The organism is Vibrio sp. 10N.247.311.47, from assembly GCF_041467535.1.
GTDB classification, from domain to species: domain Bacteria; phylum Pseudomonadota; class Gammaproteobacteria; order Enterobacterales; family Vibrionaceae; genus Vibrio; species Vibrio crassostreae_C.
In genome coordinates this window covers 141,100-159,950 of the sequence record NZ_JBFSUR010000008.1, presented here as the reverse complement: position 1 = coordinate 159,950, position 18,851 = coordinate 141,100, and the positions used below count along the sequence as shown (strand labels likewise).

At 45.0% G+C, this 18,851-nt stretch carries 15 protein-coding genes; 5 read left to right on the top strand and 10 right to left on the bottom strand.

Going from position 1 to position 18,851, the window contains the following annotated elements; genetic code table 11:
* Window positions 1-4 precede the first annotated feature (4 nt).
* The 3 genes from tyrA to nagZ form a co-directional block, all read right to left on the bottom strand.
* On the bottom strand, window positions 5-1,132 hold the full coding sequence (gene tyrA, locus AB6E51_RS08050) for a bifunctional chorismate mutase/prephenate dehydrogenase (RefSeq protein ID WP_017056144.1): 1,128 nt from the start codon (window positions 1,130-1,132) through the stop codon (window positions 5-7).
* 101 nt (window positions 1,133-1,233) lie between these two features.
* A complete protein-coding gene (locus tag AB6E51_RS08045; RefSeq protein WP_372057772.1) occupies window positions 1,234-2,307 on the bottom strand; it encodes a 3-deoxy-7-phosphoheptulonate synthase in 1,074 nt (357 codons plus the stop codon).
* 246 nt (window positions 2,308-2,553) lie between these two features.
* Entirely contained in the window at window positions 2,554-3,543 is a 990-nt protein-coding gene (nagZ, locus tag AB6E51_RS08040; protein ID WP_372057773.1) for a beta-N-acetylhexosaminidase, read from the bottom strand.
* A 121-nt stretch (window positions 3,544-3,664) separates the two neighbouring features.
* Between nagZ and AB6E51_RS08035 the strand changes: the two genes are divergently transcribed.
* Both AB6E51_RS08035 and murQ read left to right on the top strand, forming a co-directional pair.
* Window positions 3,665-4,780 (top strand): anhydro-N-acetylmuramic acid kinase, encoded by a 1,116-nt coding sequence (locus AB6E51_RS08035; RefSeq protein ID WP_372057775.1) that lies wholly within the window; start codon window positions 3,665-3,667, stop codon window positions 4,778-4,780.
* A gap of 45 nt (window positions 4,781-4,825) precedes the next feature.
* Window positions 4,826-5,746 (top strand): N-acetylmuramic acid 6-phosphate etherase, encoded by a 921-nt coding sequence (murQ, locus tag AB6E51_RS08030; protein ID WP_032547377.1) that lies wholly within the window; start codon window positions 4,826-4,828, stop codon window positions 5,744-5,746.
* Window positions 5,747-5,863: 117 nt separating this feature from the next.
* On the opposite strand, the gene AB6E51_RS08025 is transcribed toward murQ, so the two are convergent.
* Window positions 5,864-6,214, bottom strand: a complete 351-nt coding sequence (locus AB6E51_RS08025) for a DUF2799 domain-containing protein (protein WP_017059350.1) — start codon at window positions 6,212-6,214, stop codon at window positions 5,864-5,866.
* A 354-nt stretch (window positions 6,215-6,568) separates the two neighbouring features.
* Between AB6E51_RS08025 and AB6E51_RS08020 the strand changes: the two genes are divergently transcribed.
* From AB6E51_RS08020 to btsR, 3 genes are all read left to right on the top strand, one after another.
* Window positions 6,569-8,059, top strand: a complete 1,491-nt coding sequence (locus tag AB6E51_RS08020) for a carbon starvation protein A (RefSeq protein WP_372057776.1) — start codon at window positions 6,569-6,571, stop codon at window positions 8,057-8,059.
* 261 nt (window positions 8,060-8,320) lie between these two features.
* Window positions 8,321-9,991: a sensor histidine kinase gene (locus AB6E51_RS08015; protein WP_017080271.1), complete on the top strand. Its 1,671-nt coding sequence runs from the start codon at window positions 8,321-8,323 to the stop codon at window positions 9,989-9,991.
* 105 nt (window positions 9,992-10,096) lie between these two features.
* Complete coding sequence (gene btsR / locus AB6E51_RS08010; RefSeq protein WP_017070063.1) at window positions 10,097-10,828, top strand: two-component system response regulator BtsR; 732 nt, start codon at window positions 10,097-10,099, stop codon at window positions 10,826-10,828.
* 139 nt (window positions 10,829-10,967) lie between these two features.
* On the opposite strand, the gene ispH is transcribed toward btsR, so the two are convergent.
* The 6 genes from ispH to murJ all read right to left on the bottom strand — a co-directional run bounded on the left by ispH (window position 10,968) and on the right by murJ (window position 18,828).
* On the bottom strand, window positions 10,968-11,924 hold the full coding sequence (gene ispH / locus AB6E51_RS08005; protein WP_372057805.1) for a 4-hydroxy-3-methylbut-2-enyl diphosphate reductase: 957 nt from the start codon (window positions 11,922-11,924) through the stop codon (window positions 10,968-10,970).
* Between the two features lie 156 nt (window positions 11,925-12,080).
* The gene (gene fkpB / locus AB6E51_RS08000) at window positions 12,081-12,512 is read right to left on the bottom strand and encodes an FKBP-type peptidyl-prolyl cis-trans isomerase (protein ID WP_372057777.1); all 432 of its coding nucleotides are present in this window, start codon (window positions 12,510-12,512) and stop codon (window positions 12,081-12,083) included.
* A 149-nt stretch (window positions 12,513-12,661) separates the two neighbouring features.
* Window positions 12,662-13,162 carry a signal peptidase II gene (gene lspA, locus AB6E51_RS07995; protein ID WP_004739521.1) on the bottom strand — a complete coding sequence of 167 codons (501 nt, stop codon included), beginning with the start codon at window positions 13,160-13,162 and terminating at the stop codon, window positions 12,662-12,664.
* A gap of 157 nt (window positions 13,163-13,319) precedes the next feature.
* Window positions 13,320-16,196, bottom strand: a complete 2,877-nt coding sequence (gene ileS, locus AB6E51_RS07990; RefSeq protein ID WP_372057778.1) for an isoleucine--tRNA ligase — start codon at window positions 16,194-16,196, stop codon at window positions 13,320-13,322.
* 63 nt (window positions 16,197-16,259) lie between these two features.
* Window positions 16,260-17,195: a bifunctional riboflavin kinase/FAD synthetase gene (gene ribF / locus AB6E51_RS07985; protein ID WP_372057779.1), complete on the bottom strand. Its 936-nt coding sequence runs from the start codon at window positions 17,193-17,195 to the stop codon at window positions 16,260-16,262.
* Window positions 17,196-17,265: 70 nt separating this feature from the next.
* Window positions 17,266-18,828 (bottom strand): murein biosynthesis integral membrane protein MurJ, encoded by a 1,563-nt coding sequence (gene murJ, locus AB6E51_RS07980; protein ID WP_032545655.1) that lies wholly within the window; start codon window positions 18,826-18,828, stop codon window positions 17,266-17,268.
* Between the last annotated feature and the right edge of the window lie 23 nt (window positions 18,829-18,851).

Genomic DNA, 18,851 nt, shown 5'->3' with positions numbered 1-18,851 from the left:
ACTATTAACCGCGATGAATCGAGTCATGTGCTTGTTTTAACAGGCTTTGGCTCTCTTGTAAAAATTGTTGTGAGTAGTCACCAAACCAATCACTCACTTGGTTGAAGCTCTCAACAAACTTAGCCTTATCTTTGCCATCTAGAATTTCTAACGCTTCTCCGAAACAGCTATGGAAGCGTCGAATCATCTCAATATTCTCATCCGAAGAAAGAATGATATCGCCGTACAAGTTCGGGTCTTGAGCAAACAGACGACCAACCATCGCAATCTCAAGTCGGTAGATTGGCGAGCTTAGTTTCAGAAGTTGATCAATGTTCGGGTTCTCTTTACTCAGGTGCAAGCCGTAAGCAAAAGAGGTGAAGTGACGAAGTGCTTGAATCAAGGTCATGCCGTGATCGTGTTCAGCTGCATCCATCTGGCAAAGGCTCGCGCCCCAAATACCAAATTGATTCAGTAGCCATTGGTAACTTTCAGAACCACGACCATCACTGTAAACAATCACCTGCTTAGCAAGGCTAGGAACATCAGGACCAAACATTGGGTGCAATCCAACTACTGGGCCTTGATGCATGTTCATCATTGCTTGTAGAGGTTTAGATTTAATTGACGTCAAATCACATAGAATACAATCGCTTGGTAGATTACCTAGCTTCGCAATCACACCTTCCGTTAGGTGAATTGGAACCGTAACAACCACAAGCCCAGCATTATCTAAGATTTCGTCGGCCTTATCCCAATCTTGGCTGCCAAGGATTTTTACTTCGTAGCCAGACAGTTTGAACATACGACCAAACAAGCCACCAAGTTGACCATTACCACCAACGATAACCACTGAACGTAACTCTGGGTTTAGACACTTAAAACCAGAATCTTTCTCACTGGCATAAGACTCACGCATAGTACGACGCAAAATATCTTCGATTAGCTGTGGTGGAACCCCTATTTTCTCGGCTTCTTGACGACGAGATGCCAGCATTGCAGCCTCACGCTCTGGTACATAAATAGGTAAACCATGTTCACTTTTTACTTCACCGACTTTCTCTACTAGAGCCAATCGCTGAGCAAGTAAATCCAACATTTGTTTATCGACAGCATCGATTTGGTCGCGTAATTCGTTCAGTTCAACGGCCATTTTATTCCTTACTAATCTATAAGCCCGTACTAACGCTGATTTCGCTAGTAACAGATCTTAAAATGCCCCATTAGATGAGGCACTTAAATTTAAAACTCTGACTAACCTTTCAAACGGTTCTCTAAGAACGGGACTAATTCCGTATGTGCATGCTTCAATAGTGCCTCAGTTGAATCCCAATTGATACACGCGTCGGTAATAGATACGCCGTATTTCATCTCATTGAGAGGTATATCCGAAGATTGGTTTCCTTCATTAATATGGCTTTCAATCATAAGGCCGATAATCGACTTGTTGCCTTCACGAATTTGGTGAATCACATCTTCTGCAACTAAAGGTTGGCGGCGGAAATCTTTGCGAGAGTTCGCGTGGCTACAGTCAACCATCAGTGCCGCTTCTAAGCCTGATTTACCAAGCTCTTGTTCACATTCGTGTACCGATACTGAATCGTAGTTCGTCTGCTTACCGCCACGTAAAATAACGTGACCATTTGGGTTACCTTGAGTCGTAAGTAGTGCAACTTGACCTTCGCGGCTAATACCCATGAAGCGGTGGCTAGAAGAAGCAGCCTGCATCGCATTAATTGCTGTACCTAAGTTGCCATCGGTACCGTTTTTGAAGCCGATTGGCATTGAAAGACCACTTGCCATTTCACGGTGAGTTTGAGATTCAGTCGTACGTGCTCCAATCGCCGCCCAGCTGAAGGTATCTGCTAGGTATTGCGGGCTGATTGGATCTAATGCTTCAGTCGCCAATGGAATTTCCATCTCAGCGAGTTCAACAAGTAGCTCACGACCAACATGCAGACCATGCTCAATATCGAAAGTGCCATCTAGATGAGGGTCATTAATCAAACCTTTCCAGCCAACAGTAGTACGAGGCTTTTCAAAGTAAACACGCATTACAATATACAGTTGAGCGCTCAGTTCTTCAGAAAGTGCTTTTAGGCGTTTCGCGTACTCTTTCGCAGCTTCAATGTCATGGATAGAACATGGACCACATACAACAAGCATACGATGATCTTTCTTATGAATGATGTTTGCGATAGTTTGACGAGACTCTTGAATGAAACGACGAGCATTATCACTCAAAGGCAGTTTTGCTTTTAACTCCTCAGGAGTAATCAGTACCTGTTCGTCGATGATATTGACATTGCTTAATTCACTTTTCTGCATAACTCAACCTGTATATTTATTTTTACACCCAACATTTCCATTTGGGCTAACAATCTTTAAAAACACAATAACAGCTAAAAAAACGATTGCAAGTGTAAACAATAAAAAACATTAACTGTAAATTTTATCTTACACATTGAATTTAGCTCACTCTAAGAGATAAATAGGTTTAAACCATGGATCACACATACAAAAAAGGCGATATTTATCATATCGCCTTATCTAAAATTATTATGTGTTTATTTATCACTCACTGCCTAGCATTCGCTTAATCGTCTCAGAGGTCTCTTTCCACCTAGTATCCGAGTGAAGTGTCGACAAATCAAGGCTGTGTTTTTTAAGCAATGAGTTGGCTAAAGGCACCTCTTGAATCGCTAAGTGATCCAGAGCTTCAATTTGTGCATCTCGTTTATTACACATCAACACCATGTCACAACCTGCATTCAAGGCCGCTTTCGCTCTGTCGGCTGGTCCGCCCATTATGGCAGCGCCTTCCATCGTTAAATCGTCAGAGAACACTAAACCTTTAAAACCAAGCTGCTGCTTCAATACTTTCTGTAGCCAATACTGTGAACCACTCGCAGGTTGATCATCATAGTGAGAAAAAACCACGTGAGCTGGCATCATGGCATCCAATATTCCAGCTTCAATTTGCGCCTTGAAGATTGCCATATCGGTTTCGAAGATGTCGTCTCTAGGGTCATATGGCGTCTCTAAGTGTGAGTCAGCAATCACGCCACCATGTCCAGGGAAGTGCTTGCCTGTCGTCGCCATGCCAACCGACTTCATGCCTTTGATGAAAGCGCTGCTATGACGAACAATGGTATCAATATCTTCACCAAACGCTCGGCTACCAATTGCTTTACAGTCGTGGCCTTTATCTAATACTGGCGCAAAGCTCAGGTCGATATCATGGGCAATCAATTCTGCCGCCATCAGCCAACCGGCCTGTTCTGCTAACTGCTCACCATTATTCTTAGTCGCGAATTCTTGAGCAGCTGGGATAATTGAAAAGCCATCGCGGAAGCGCTGAACTCGGCCACCTTCTTGATCGACACCAATCAAAATAGGACGTTTCGCTACCTTGCGAATTTCTTTGTTTAACGCCGATAACTGTTTGCTATCGTGATAGTTTCGAGCAAATAAGATGAGACCACCAACAGTTGGGTGCTCTAAAATTTCTTTGTCTTCCGCAGTCAGTTCGTAGCCTGCAACATCAACCCACAACGGTCCCATATTTATCCCTTATTAAACCTAATTTCATAAACTTCCCGAGGTTATTCTCTTTAAATTTGCTTTACAATGTTTTTAAACCAATCTGTGGAAGACTTTAAGAATGCAGTGCAAGAGCTTAGAAATGGATCATAAAGAACTGTATATCGGTGTGATGTCAGGGACGAGTATGGACGGTGTTGATACTGCCTTAGTGTCGATTGAAGATACGCGCATCACATTGCTTGCTCATGATGAGTTCCCAATGCCTGACGACCTCAAAGTGCGTCTGCTTGAAGTTTGTATTGGTCAGAAAACCGATTTAATTGCCATTGGAGAACTCGACCACCAGCTTGGCCATCTGTTTGGCGATGCGGTTTTGCAACTTCTCGAAAAGTCAGGTACACCTGCATCTTCTGTGACTGCGATTGGTAATCATGGTCAAACGGTATTCCACCAGCCAAGCGGCAAATCTCCATTTACCATGCAGTTGGGTGATGCCAACATCATTGCCGCTAAAACACAGATTCAAACGGTTGCTGATTTCAGACGTAAAGACATGGCATTAGGCGGACAAGGTGCGCCACTCGTACCCGCTTTTCACCATACGATTTTTCACCCGCAAGACAGCTCAGTTGTAGTGTTGAATATTGGTGGTATCTCGAATATTTCAGTGCTGCGCCCTAATCAGCCAACGCTTGGTTATGATACAGGCCCGGGCAATATGTTGATGGACGCTTGGGTTGATAAACACACGGGTGAGAAGTTTGACCGTGATGCGCAATTTGCGCTTAAAGGTCAACTCAATCAAGCTTTACTCGAACAGTTGTTAAATGAGTCTTATCTATCTCAAATGCCACCGAAAAGTACTGGTAGAGAACTATTCAACCTACCTTGGCTAGAGCAACAATTAACAGAATTTAAAGATCTTGCAGTAGAAGATGTTCAGCGCACGCTTTGTGAATACACCGCATTGACGATAGCCAATGAAGTGGAGACTTATCGCTTGGGTAACCAGCCTGCACTGTATGTGTGTGGCGGTGGTACAAGAAACCCATTGTTGATGAAGAGACTGTCTGAATTGCTTCCAAGTTGGGAGGTTGACTCAACCACCAGTAAAGGCGTGGATGCCGATTACATGGAAGCAATGGCCTTTGCGTGGCTTGCTCAGCGTCATGTTCATAAACTGCCAAGCAATTTACCAGAAGTGACTGGTGCAAGCAGAGCGGCCTCTCTAGGCGTTCTCTATCGAGCTGACTAAACAACTTTAGAACCATAATTTTAGAATCACCATTTAAGGATCATTATGAGTAACGACGCTCTCATATCAGCGCTCTCGCACCTCGTTTCGGAGGGGAGAAACCCTGACACTATGGATATTGATCTGCTCACCTCTCTCGAAGTGGTTGAAAAGATTAACCAACAAGACAAACAAGTCCCACTGGCGATTGAAGCGGAACTGCCACAGATCGCGAAAGCGGTCGATAAAATTGCTCATGCCTTTCAAAACGGTGGTCGACTGATTTATATGGGCGCAGGCACCAGTGGTCGATTGGGTGTTTTAGATGCATCAGAATGCCCTCCGACTTTCGGTGTTTCAGACAAAATGGTTATCGGCTTAATCGCTGGCGGACCAGAAGCGATTTTAAAAGCCAAAGAGGGAGCGGAAGATTCGCTGACTCTCGGTATTGAAGACCTGAAAGCCATTCAATTTACAGAAAATGATGTCGTGGTAGGTATTGCAGCGAGCGGGCGCACACCTTACGTGATTGGTGCACTCAATTATGCCAATCAGCTTGGCGCAGTAACGGTTGCATTGTCTTGTAACCCTGATTCTCCAATTGCTGAAATCGCTCAAATCGCAATTAGCCCGGTGGTTGGCCCAGAAGCATTGACTGGTTCAACACGACTCAAATCAGGTACAGCACAAAAGCTGGTGCTTAATATGCTGACCACAGCCAGCATGATTCGCATTGGTAAGAGCTACCAAAATCTGATGGTCGACGTAAAAGCGACCAATGAAAAGTTGGTTGCTCGCGCTGCTCGTATCGTTATCCAAGCAACGGAGTGCGACAAAGCACTGGCAGTGTCGACACTTAAAGCGACTGATTACGATGTGAAGTTATCTATTTTGATGATTCTAACAGGGCTAGATTTAGAGTTAGCCAAGGCTCAGCTTGATAAGCAAAATGGCTTCTTGAGAAAAGCCGTCGAGAATAATCAGTAATCTTAATTTGGCTTGTAGCTTCTCATTTAGACAGCTACTTCAACGACATACAAAAAGACCAGCACACACGCGGTACTGGTCTTTTTTTAGTTTTAATTTTTTATGGCTAGCTTGGGCTTAATAGTCGTTTGAGAACTCGTCCCAGCCGCGTTGCCATTCCATACGGAAACGTTGAGCGTCTTCCGTACCAGAACACACGCCTTCATACACCTGACCAGATAAACCAATCTGATAAGCATGGTTCGGATTACAATATTCAGTCACACCTAGGTGATAACCTTCTGTGTAACTCGCTTGATCGACTGCGCCAAGCTCAGTCATCTCTGAATACGAACGCTGAGTGTGGCCTTTGATACCATCACGATAGCCAATCTCTTGCCAATTGCCTTCAGCTGCTAAATCTTGAACATTGGCGCTGCATCCTGCAAGGCTAAATGCCACGGCGAATAGTACGATTATTTTTTTCATTTCAATCCTTTATATTGTTACTTCACCACTTTCTGACGAAGCGCTGCCTTTGTGGTGATTCTCCGCTGAACGCCTATCGATGTCCACTTATTGTCTAATGTTCGCCACTTTAGGTTCATTCCGACCACTCAGAATCAATAGTCGCCGTTAAGCCAACTCAAACAACCTCTCTATAGAGCTAATAGGCCTCTCGATAGAAATATCGGCCACTCAGCACAGTGAACAAACCACTAAATCAGTTATAACACCGCTAAATTGGCTATTCGACCACTCACTCTCGTAGCGGAAGTTTCTTCTCATCGACTTCTTTAATATACACCCTGACTTAATTAATACATTCAGGGATAACAAATTATGATGTGGTTTCTTACCTGTGTTGCAGCACTCATTGGTGGCTACTTTATTTACGGTGCCTTTATCGAGAAAATTTTCGGTATCAATGAAAAGCGTCAAACACCAGCTCATACTAAGCAAGATGGCGTGGACTACGTTCCAATGTCGACGCCAAAGGTTTACCTAGTTCAACTGCTTAACATCGCGGGTGTAGGTCCAATATTCGGCCCTATCATGGGTGCCCTTTACGGCCCAGCTGCAATGCTTTGGATCGTGCTAGGTTGTATCTTCGCAGGTGCAGTACACGACTACTTCTCAGGTATGTTATCTATCCGCAATGGTGGCGCTTCGGTTCCAACGATCACGGGACGTTACCTAGGCAATGGCGCAAAACACTTTATGAACATCTTTGCCATTGTTCTACTGCTTCTTGTTGGTGTGGTTTTCGTTTCTGCTCCTGCAGGCATGATCACTAACCTAGTGAACGACCAAACTGATTTCGTAATGTCTACAAGCACTATGGTTGTTATCATCTTTGCTTACTACATCATCGCAACGATTGTCCCTGTCGATAAAATCATTGGTCGCTTCTACCCACTGTTCGGTGCACTGCTTATCTTTATGTCTGTTGGCCTAATCACTGCGATTGGTCTATCTGACGAACACCAAATCATGGGGGGCTTTGAGATCAGCGACATGTTCACCAACATGAACCCGAATGACCTACCACTTTGGCCTGCTCTCTTCATCACTATCGCATGTGGTGCTATCTCTGGCTTCCACGCCACTCAGTCTCCTCTGATGGCGCGTTGTATGGAAAACGAGAAGAACGGTCGCTTCGTATTCTACGGCGCAATGATTGGTGAAGGCATCATCGCTCTAATCTGGTGTGCACTTGCTCTGTCTTTCTTCGGTTCGGTTGAGTCTCTGTCTGACGCAATTGCAAACGGCGGCCCAGGTAACGTAGTATACAGCGCTTCATTTGGTCTACTGGGTGTATTTGGCGGTATCCTTGCTTTCCTTGGCGTGGTTATCCTACCAATCACTTCTGGTGACACAGCGTTCCGTTCAAGCCGTCTTATCCTTGCTGAATACTTCAACATGGAACAGAAAACACTGCGTAACCGTCTACTAATGGCGTTACCACTGTTCGTTATCGGTGGCATCCTGACTCAAGTTGATTTCGGTATCATCTGGCGCTACTTCGGTTTTGCTAACCAATCAACAGCAGTCATGATGCTATGGACAGCTTCGGCTTACCTACTTCGTCACAATAAACTGCACTGGGTAACAACGGTTCCAGCTGTGTTCATGACATCTGTGTGTATCACATTCATCCTGAACAACAGCCAACTGGGCTTCGGTCTACCAATGCAGCTTTCAACCATCATCGGCGTGGTGAGTGCATTCGGAATTGCGGCTTACGTTATCAAAATTTCAAAAGGCAAAGGCGATATCGACCTTGCTGATGAAGAAGAAAAAGAAGCAAAAGGCGTCACCAAAACCGCCTAGTTCTTTCAGACTCTTGAGAACAAGAGACACGTCTTCATAGAGAGACAAAAGAACAAGCCAAACACACTTCGCTTGCTCCCGTATCACCCAGTGATTCGTGGAAATTAAGACTAAAGCCCGTCCTCTGTGATGGGCTTTAGTGTTTTCAGGCGTTAGTGCTTTCGACTCTGGGAAGCGAATATAACCTACGAAAACACAAGCAAAGCTACCGTTACCAAGCAATGAGCTTTACACTTAACAAGCGTCTCAATAGGTGAAAATATGGAACTCATTCTCTCTCTGCTGCAACAAACCTGCGTCTACTTAGTGATTGCTTACATGCTGAGTAAAACCCCACTGATTCTCCCTTTGTTGAGCATCTCATCTCGCTTAAGCCATAAGATCAGCTGCTACGTTCTGTTTTCCCTGTTCTGCATTATGGGTACCTATTTCGGACTGCAGATCAATGATGCCATCGCCAACACGCGTGCGATGGGTGCGGTAATGGGCGGTTTGTTTGGCGGCCCTGTCGTTGGCTTTGCCGTCGGCTTTACTGGTGGAATTCACCGTTACTCATTAGGCGGCTTCACAGACTTGGCTTGTGCGATTTCAACCACAGCAGAAGGCTTGATTGGCGGCCTGTTACACGTTTATCTCGTGAGAAAGAACAAAGCCAGCCAACTGTTTAATCCGTTAGTGGTTTTCTCGGTAACCCTGTTTGCAGAGATCATTCAGATGCTGATTCTGCTGGCGGTCGCAAAACCCTTCGAACAATCCTATGCTCTGGTCTCCGATATTGCGGCGCCAATGATCATCGCTAACTCGGTCGGTGCAGCACTGTTCATGAGCATCATCCAAGACAGAAAAACCATCTTCGAAAAGTACTCGGCTACCTTCTCACGCCGCGCACTGACCATTGCCGAACGTTCGGTGGGTATTTTGCATGGTGGGTTCAATTCCGATAACGCACAAAAAATCGTACGTATCGTTTATGAAGAGACCAACGTAGGGGCGGTAGCGATTACCGACCGAGAGAAAATCCTCGCGTTCGTTGGTATTGGTGATGAACACCATATTCCGAACACCCCGATTTCATCGCAAAGCACGCTCACTTCGATGGAACAGAACGACATCATCTACCTTGATGGCAAAGAGAACCCATACCAATGCTCCTTGTCGCAGGATTGTAAATTGGGTTCTGCGTTGATTATTCCATTGCGCGCGGGTAACGAAGTGGTCGGCACCATCAAGCTCTATGAGCCAAAGCTGAAACTATTCTCAACTATCAATATGTCGATGGGTGAAGGTATCGCTCAACTATTATCGAGCCAGATCCTATTTAGCAACTACCAGCAGCAGCAAACGCTACTGACACAAGCAGAAATCAAACTGCTGCACGCTCAAGTGAACCCGCACTTCTTGTTCAATGCGCTTAATACTATCAGCGCAGTAACACGTCGTGACCCAGATAAAGCTCGAGAGTTGATTCAACACCTGTCTCACTTCTTTAGAAGCAACCTAAAGCAGAACATCAACACCGTGAAGCTCAAAGACGAACTGGCACACGTCAACGCTTACCTGACCATAGAGAAAGCACGCTTTACCGATCGACTAGAAGTGGAATGGGATATCGACCCGCAGTTATATGAATCTCAATTGCCGAGCTTTACCCTGCAACCGCTGGTAGAAAACGCCATCAAACATGGGATATCTAATATGTTGGAAGGCGGTAAAGTAAAGATCTCTAGCGAGGCTTTCGAGGGTGGGTTCAAGTTAACCGTTGAAGACAATGCAGGTAATTATCAGAAGCCATCTCAAGATCATGTAGGATTAGGGATGGAAATTGTTGATAAACGACTCACTAATTTCTTTGGACAAGATTCAGCACTAAAAATAGAATCTCAACCACAGCAATTTACTCGAATGAGCTTTATCATACCTATACTCAAATAATGGTATTTTCGGAGACGGATCGCTCCGAGTTGAAACATTTAGAAGCAGACATTTAAAAGATAAGCGTGAACCAAGCAGGGATAGAACCAAGATGAAGATTGTAGGATGTTAAAGGCACTAGTTATCGATGATGAGCTTTTTGCTCGCGAAGAACTGATTGAGCTGCTGACCGAAACCGGAGAAGTGGAAATCATAGGCCAAGCGAGTAACGCGATCGAAGGACTGAAACAGATCAACCTACTCAAGCCTGATGTCGTGTATTTGGATATCCAAATGCCGCAGGTTACTGGGATTGAGCTGTTAAGCATGCTTGACCCAGATACCATGCCCTACGTGGTATTCGTCACCGCCTACGACCAATATGCGATTCAAGCCTTTGAAGATAACGCTTTTGATTACCTACTTAAGCCAGTCGAGCCTTGTCGATTAAACAAGAGCGTTTGTCGCCTGAATAAGGTCATCAAACAAAATCAGAAAGCACCAGAACAGAACATCTCAGCGATTGCTCCCTGTCACTTAGAGCAAATCCCATGTATTGGTCATAACCGCATTGTGATCATGGCAAGCCAAACGGTAGAGTGCGCCTATTCCGATATCAGTGGTGTGCATGTTCGTAGCTCATCGCAAACCGCAACCTCACAGTTAACACTAAAGATCTTGGAAGAAAAGACCGATTTGATCCGCTGTCATCGACAGTATTTGATCAACATAAAATCGATCCAAGAGATCAAACTGCTAGAAAATGGATTAGCAGAGATCATTACCCTGACTGGCTTTGAAGTCCCGGTGAGTCGTCGTTATTTAAAGACTTTAAAAGAGCAACTCGGTCTCCAGTAACGCGTTAGAATTAGACGCCTTGTTCCAAAGCACGATCAAAAAAGCCAACGTATCAACGTTGGCTTCCTGCTGTTTACAAATCAATAGTGCTTGCAAATCGATAGTGTTACGCATCGATCTTGTCACCAATCAATAGAGATTAGTCGACTTGCTTAATCTGTAGCTCTTTTGGTACTTCAAAGAACATGTTCTCTTCACGACCTTGAATCTCTTCAACGTCAGTCGCACCTAGCTCACGAATACGATCTAGAATTTGGTTTACCAGCTCTTCAGGAGCAGAAGCACCGGCTGTTACACCGATTTTCTTTTTCCCTTCAACCCACTCGGTTTGAATGTCTTCAGGACAGTCAGTTAGGTAGCCTGGTGTGCCTAGTTTCTCAGCTAGCTCTTTTAGACGAGTTGAATTCGATGAGTTCTTAGAACCAACCACTATCACCACATCAACGTCATTCGCCATCTCACGCACAGCGTCTTGACGGTTTTGAGTCGCGTAACAGATGTCGTCTTTACGTGGGCCTTGAATCTCAGGGAACACTCGACGTAGCTCTTCAATCACATCTGCAGTTTCATCTACTGATAGCGTAGTTTGGCTAACATAGTGCAGGTTACTTGGATCATTCACCACGAGGTTCTGTACGTCCTTTGGTCTTTCAACCAAGTACATACCACCAGTTTGGCTCGCGTACTGACCCATAGTGCCTTCCACTTCAGGGTGACCTGCGTGGCCAATCAGTACCACTTCCATATGTTTGCGGCTCGCACGAGCAACCTCCATATGAACTTTAGTCACCAAAGGACACGTCGCATCAAATACCGTTAACTCACGCTCTTTCGCTTCTTTACGAACCGCTTGAGAAACACCGTGAGCCGAAAAGATCACGATGTTGTCGTCTGGCACCTCACTCAGTTCTTCGACAAAAATAGCACCACGCTGCTTGAGCCCCTCAACAACAAAGCGGTTGTGTACCACTTCATGGCGAACATAGATCGGTGGCTGATACATTTCGAGTGCACGCTCTACGATGCTGATCGCACGATCGACACCGGCACAAAAGCCACGAGGGTTAGCTAACATTATTTTCATTTCATTGCTCATCATTTACCGCGGTACTAAGGTTGCTTCTATAGAGTTCGCCGTCAGCGAGGTTCGCATTCTACAGTGAAGCGTCTAGACAGTGAAGCTCTGGGTGAGATCACAGCTGTAAGGCTATCTTATTCTAGCGTGAAGACAGCTATTCTAACGTTAAGAGAGTTATTCTACCGTTAAGATATTGACGTCAAAGCTAACGTCTTGACCAGCGAGTGGGTGATTAAAATCAACCGTCACTGAATCACCTGCGATCTCAGTAATAATACCTGGAATTTCCATACCGTCAGCACCTGAAAATGCCATGATAGTGCCCACTTCAACTTCAGAATCGCCAACAAACTTAGCACGATCCATATAGTGAATATGATCTGGGTTTGGCATACCAAACGCGTCTTCCGCCTTCAGTTCGATAGACTTTTCAGTGCCGGCTTCAAGTCCAAGTAAGCACGCTTCAAAGTTCTCACTTAGGCTGCCATCACCCATGACGAACTTCGCTGGTTTGCCCATGTTCTCCGTACTATCGGCAACTGAACCATCCTTCATTTTAATCGTAAAATGTAGAGTTACTGCTGAATCATTTTTAATTGCTGCCACGTTACTTTCCTTAGACTTCTTTATTATTTGAGGATGCGCTGTGCTTTGCTTCCTTGTTGACTGAAGCATAAAAAAAAGCGCCGTCGGAATCAACCGACAGCGCTTAGGGCTATTCTATTCTGTGAGTCATAGACTGACTTTGAAGCAAGCTATTTGCTTTCGTCTTTCTTACGGAAACCATCTAAGATGATCATCGCAGCACCGATACAGATTCCCATATCCGCTAAGTTAAATGCAGGCCAGTGGTAAGTGCCCCAGTAGAAGTCTAAGTAATCGACAACAAAGCCATGTACGACTCGGTCAAACACATTACCTACTGCACCACCAATGATGATCGCATAAGCAATGTTATTCCACTTCTCTGTTGCTGGTAGTTTGCTCATCCAGTACGTCAGCATACCTGTTACCGCAAATGCGATACCCGTAAATAACCAACGCTGCCAACCACTTTGATCACTCAAGAAGCTAAACGCTGCACCGTAGTTATGCACGTACAAAAAGTTAAAGAATGGCAGCACCTCAATACGGTTTGCCCAACCATAACCCATATTGTCCATGACAAAGAGTTTAATGCCGATATCAGCCAAGAAGACCAATAGAGCCAGCCATAACCAACGTACACCAGATTGTTTTAACGAAACTTCACTCATTTCTATTCCTAGTATTTACGAAGTTGGTATTAATTGTTAGTCACCTTACGTGACCTTGATTACCAACTTGGTTAAACACATTTCCTATAACTAAAAATAACCCCAGTTGATACTGGGGCTATGATTTTTACAAAAAGTTCAGTCTTTCTCTGAGTCGTTATGCGAACTTACGCACTTCGCCTTCACCGTCGATGTTCGACACACAACGACCACAAACTTTCTCGTGACCTTCGATAGTGCCTACATCTGGAGTGTGGTGCCAGCAACGGTCACACTTCTCAGCTTCAGTAGCCGCAACTTCAACGAATAGACCAGCAACGTCTGTCGCTTGCGCTGCATCAGACTTCTCGCTCAGTGGCTTAACAACAGCTGCAGAGGTGATAAGTACGAAACGTAGCTCATCTTCTAGCTTGTTGATTTTAGCAGCCAGTGCATCGTCAGCGTATAGAGTAACTTCAGCTTGCAGTGCACCACCGATCGTTTTCTCTTTACGAGCATCTTCAAGAAGCTTGTTCACTGCGCCACGAACAGACTGGATTTCAGTCCAGAATTCGTTGCTTAGCTCTTCGCCTTCTGCAAGACCAAATAGACCTTCGAACCACTCACCTGTGAATACGAACGTGTCGCGCTGCTCTCCAGTTGGTAAAGAGCTTGGCATTTCGTTCCAAATTTCATCTGCAGTGAACGACATGATAGGTGCCATCCAACGAACTAGAGCTTCTACGATGTAGTAAAGCGCCGTTTGACAGCTACGTTGAGCATGGCTGCCCTGCTTCGCTGTGTACTGACGGTCTTTGATTACGTCTAGGTAGAAAGAACCCATTTCGATAGAACAGAACTGCATTAGACGTTGAGTCACACCGTGAGTGTTGTACTCGCCGTATGCTTTAACAATCTCTTCTTGTGCAGCTTGAGCACGGCCAACAGCCCAGCGATCAAGTGCAACCATCTCTTCAGCAGGAACTAGGTCAGTTTCAGGGTTGAAACCGTTCAAGTTCGCTAGGAAGAAACGAGCCGTGTTACGAATACGACGGTAAGCATCCGCTGAACGCTTCAGGATTTCATCAGAAACCGCAACTTCACCCGTGTAGTCTGTAGAAGCAACCCATAGACGCAGGATATCTGCACCTAGCTTGTTGGTTACGTCTTTAGGAGCAACAACGTTACCGATAGATTTAGACATCTTACGGCCGTTACCATCCACTACGAAACCGTGCGTTAGTACTTGCTTGTACGGTGCTTCGTCTTTCATCGCGATAGATGAAATTAGAGAAGACTGGAACCAACCACGGTGTTGGTCTGAACCTTCAAGGTAAAGATCAGCACTGTGAGTGCGCTCTTCGTTCGGGAAGTTGTACTCTTCACGAGAATCAACAACAGAGAAGTGCGTAACACCTGAGTCGAACCATACGTCTAACGTATCCATTACTTTTTCGTACTTATCAGCGTCTTCTGCGCCCATAAGTTCAGCAGCGTCTACATCCCACCAAGCTTGAATGCCTTTCTCTTCAACTAGCTTCGCAACTTTTTCAATAAGCGCTGGGCTTTCTGGGTGAAGTTCTGCTGTTTCTTTATGAACAAACAAAGCAATTGGCACACCCCAAGTACGTTGACGAGAGATACACCACTCAGGACGACCTTCAACCATGCCTTCGATACGGCTTTGACCCCATTCAGGCAACCACTCAACACTCTTGATTGACTCTAGTGCTTTAGCACGTAGGCCAGCTTGATCCATAGAGATGAACCACTGTGGTGTTGCACGGAAGATTATTGGAGTTTTGTGTCTCCAACAGTGTGGGTAGCTGTGCTCGTAAGCGTGGTGATGCAGAAGTGCACCTTTCTCTTTTAGAACTTCTAAAACAGAGTCGTTCGCTTTGAATACATGCTGACCAGCAAATAGCTCAGTATCAGGCAGGTAAACGCCGTTAGAGCCTACTGGGTTAGCGATTTCTAGGTTGTACTTCTTACCAACCACGAAATCCTCTTGACCGTGACCAGGAGCAGTGTGAACCACACCAGTACCAGAATCCGTCGTAACGTGATCACCAAGGATCGCAGGAACTGTGAAGTCGTAGAACGGGTGGTTGAACTGAGAAAGCTCAAGATCAGCACCAGTTGCAAAGCCTAGGTTATGGAAATGCTCGATGCCTGCACGATCCATTACGTCTTTTGCTAGTTCAGAAGCAACAACGATACGTTGAGCTGGCTGGTCGCCATTCGCTTCAACTTGGATAAGCACGTATTCAAGATCGTCACGTAGACATACTGCACGGTTAGCCGGCAGAGTCCATGGTGTTGTTGTCCAGATAACGATAGAGATTTCGCCCTGACCCGCGTGACCTTCAGCTAGAGTAAATTTCTCTAGAAGCGCCGCTTCGTCAGCTGCTGTAAATTTCACATCGATAGATGGAGAAACTTTATCTTTGTATTCAACTTCAGCTTCAGCCAGAGCAGAACCACAATCAGTACACCAGTGAACGGGTTTGAAACCTTTAAGAAGGTGACCTTTATCTGCGATTTTGCCTAGAGAACGAATGATGTTCGCTTCTGTGCCGAAATCCATAGTGCGGTAAGGTTTGTCCCACTCGCCCATGATGCCAAGACGTTTGAAGCTCTCTTTCTGACCTTCAACTTGACCCGCAGCGTACTTACGACACTCTTCGCGGAATTCAGCAGCCGAAATCTTCTGACCAGGCTTACCTTTCTTCTTCTCAACCATTAGCTCGATTGGAAGACCGTGACAGTCCCAACCAGGGATGTACGGTGCATCAAAACCAGAAAGGGTCTTAGATTTGATAATAATGTCTTTAAGAATCTTATTCAGCGCGTGGCCAATGTGAATGTCGCCGTTCGCGTATGGAGGGCCATCATGCAGTACGAAAGATTTTTTACCTTTCTTTGCCTTACGGATTTCGCCGTAAAGATCTTCTTTGTACCAACGCTTCAGCATTTCTGGCTCACGATTTGCCAGATTGCCGCGCATTGGGAACCCTGTTTCTGGTAAGTTCAGGGTATCTTTATAATCACTCATCGATTCTTAATTCCGTTATATTGGGCGAAGTTAGACATTATGTTAATCGGTGGAATCATCCGATTAATTCTTTAGCTGAAGCAGCCACACCCTTGCGGCTTCAGCATCCAATTCTATTTGATTCTTTAGTGCGTCGAACGATTCAAATTTTATCTCGTCGCGCAGTTTGTGCAAAAGTCGTACTTCTAACTGTTTACCATATAAATTGGCTTTAAAGTCAAAAAAATGCACTTCCAATTGCTGCCTTACCCCATTAACTGTTGGTCGTTGTCCAATATTAGCAACGCCACCGACAGGAACACCGTCGATATCCAAAGCTTCAACAACATACACTCCCGATACAGGAGAAACACAACGCTTTAATGGAATATTAGCGGTAGGGAAACCGATAGTTCTCCCTAGTTTTCGACCATGGGACACTCGACCACTAATACTGTAATCACGTCCTAACATGGTAGCACTTGCAGCCAAGTCATCGACCGCTAATGCATTTCGTATCTCAGTACTGCTTACTCGTAATTGGTTTAAGCAATAGCTTTGGGTGCTGACCACCTCAAAACCGTACTTCTCGCCCGCCTCTCTGAGCATAGCGAAATTACCGGTACGACCTTTACCAAAGCAAAAATCGTCACCAACCACCAAGAACTTCACACCAAGCTTATCAACCAAAAGATCCTTAATGAATGCTTCCGCGGATAAACTTGCAAAATACTGATTAAAATTAACACACAATAAGCGACTGATATCTAGCTTACTCAGTTGCACGTATTTGTCTCGTAAACGAGTTAAACGTGCTGGCGCTCTATCTCGGGCAAACAGCTCCATAGGCTGCGGTTCAAACGTCATAACAACAGAAGGTAGCCCTAATGCTGCAGCTTGTTTAGAAACCTGACTCAAAACCTCTTGATGTCCTAAATGAACACCATCGAAGTTACCTATGGTTAATACACAGCCATGATGCTGCGCTTTAATATTGTGTATACCTCGGATCAGTTCCATTATGATCAGCTAAAACCTGTTATTTGCATCATTTATTGTGTGAAACCGACGGATTATATACTAATCAGTATTAATCTGTCGCTGCTTTTAAATGTTTTACTCGGATACCTAAAATCAGTACCGAAACAATATAAACAAAGCCACCAAGTCCAATCAAGCCAGTTAATGTCAGCGCTCTCTGGCTAAAGCTCCATTCAAGCCAATGTTGCATATTATCCAGCTGCCATAAAATAGCCGCTACCATCACCACACCTGAGATAATTAATTTGGCACTGAACAACAAGGTTGTCTTAGTTAATTGATACACACCCGCAAGGTGCAATCCTCGATATAACAAGGCCATATTCACAAAGGCAGACAGTGCCGTCGCAATCGCCAAACCCACATAGCCATAAAAATAAGCAAAGATCGCGTTAAACACCATATTGGTCACCATAGCGATAATGCCGTACTTAACCGGTGTTTTGGTATCTTGGCGAGAGTAATAGCCCGGAGCTAAAACTTTAATCAGCATGAAATTAAGCAAGCCTGATGCGTAAGCTACCAATGACATCGATGCTTGCTGTACATCGTGTGGAGAGAACTCACCACGCATAAATAGCACCATCAACATGGGTTTAGCTAAAACGATAAGACCTAACATCGCAGGAATACCAAGCAGCAACACCATGCGCACGCCCCAATCCATGGTATGCGCGAACCCTTCCCCTTGAGCATCTACGTGTTTACGAGACAAAGCAGGAAGAATCACAGTCGCAATCGCGATACCGAATAAACCGAGAGGAAATTCAAGCAGTCGGTCTGAGTAGTACAACCAACTGATAGAGCCTGTTGCGAGGAAGCTGGCAATAAAGGTATCAAACAATAAGTTGATTTGGCTGACCGATACACCGAACAGAGCAGGGATCATTAATGTGCGGATCTTAACCACACCCGGGTCTCTCCATCCCCACTTCGGCTTAACCAACACACCCGCTTTGATCAAGAAAGGCATTTGGAAAAGGAATTGGACTAAGCCACCAAGAAACACACCAATAGCCAAACCAATTTCTGGTTGTTCTAAATTAGGTGAGATAAACCATGCAGCGCCTATGATCATCACGTTCAAGAACACAGGAGTAAAAGAAGAGACCGCAAATTTACCTAATGTATTAAGAATGGCACCAGATAAAGCGACGAAGGTGATAAACCATAAATAAGGAAAGGTAATCTTGAGCATAAAGCTCGCTAGCTCAAATTTGGGTGCTGATGGGCCATCATTTAGCCAGTCGATAAACCAACCCGCACCAAACATCGCGGTGATCACGCCAGAGCCCAATACCCCGATGACGGTGACAATAGAAACTAAAACCCCGAGCGTCCCCGACACCTTAGCAATTAAATCTCGTGTCTTATCTTTATCACCTGCGGCGTGATATTCCGTTAATACAGGAACAAACGCTTGAGAAAACGCACCTTCTGCAAAAAGTCGACGTAAGAAATTAGGAATTTTATTAGCGAAGAAAAATACGTCGGCACTCGCTCCTGCCCCCATCAAATTTGCTACTACTACATCACGTACTAGCCCCAATACACGGGAAACAAAAGTCATTGCGCTGACAATCAGGCCTGACTTTAATAGTCGTTTACTCACAGAAACCTCTGACACTGGTTGAT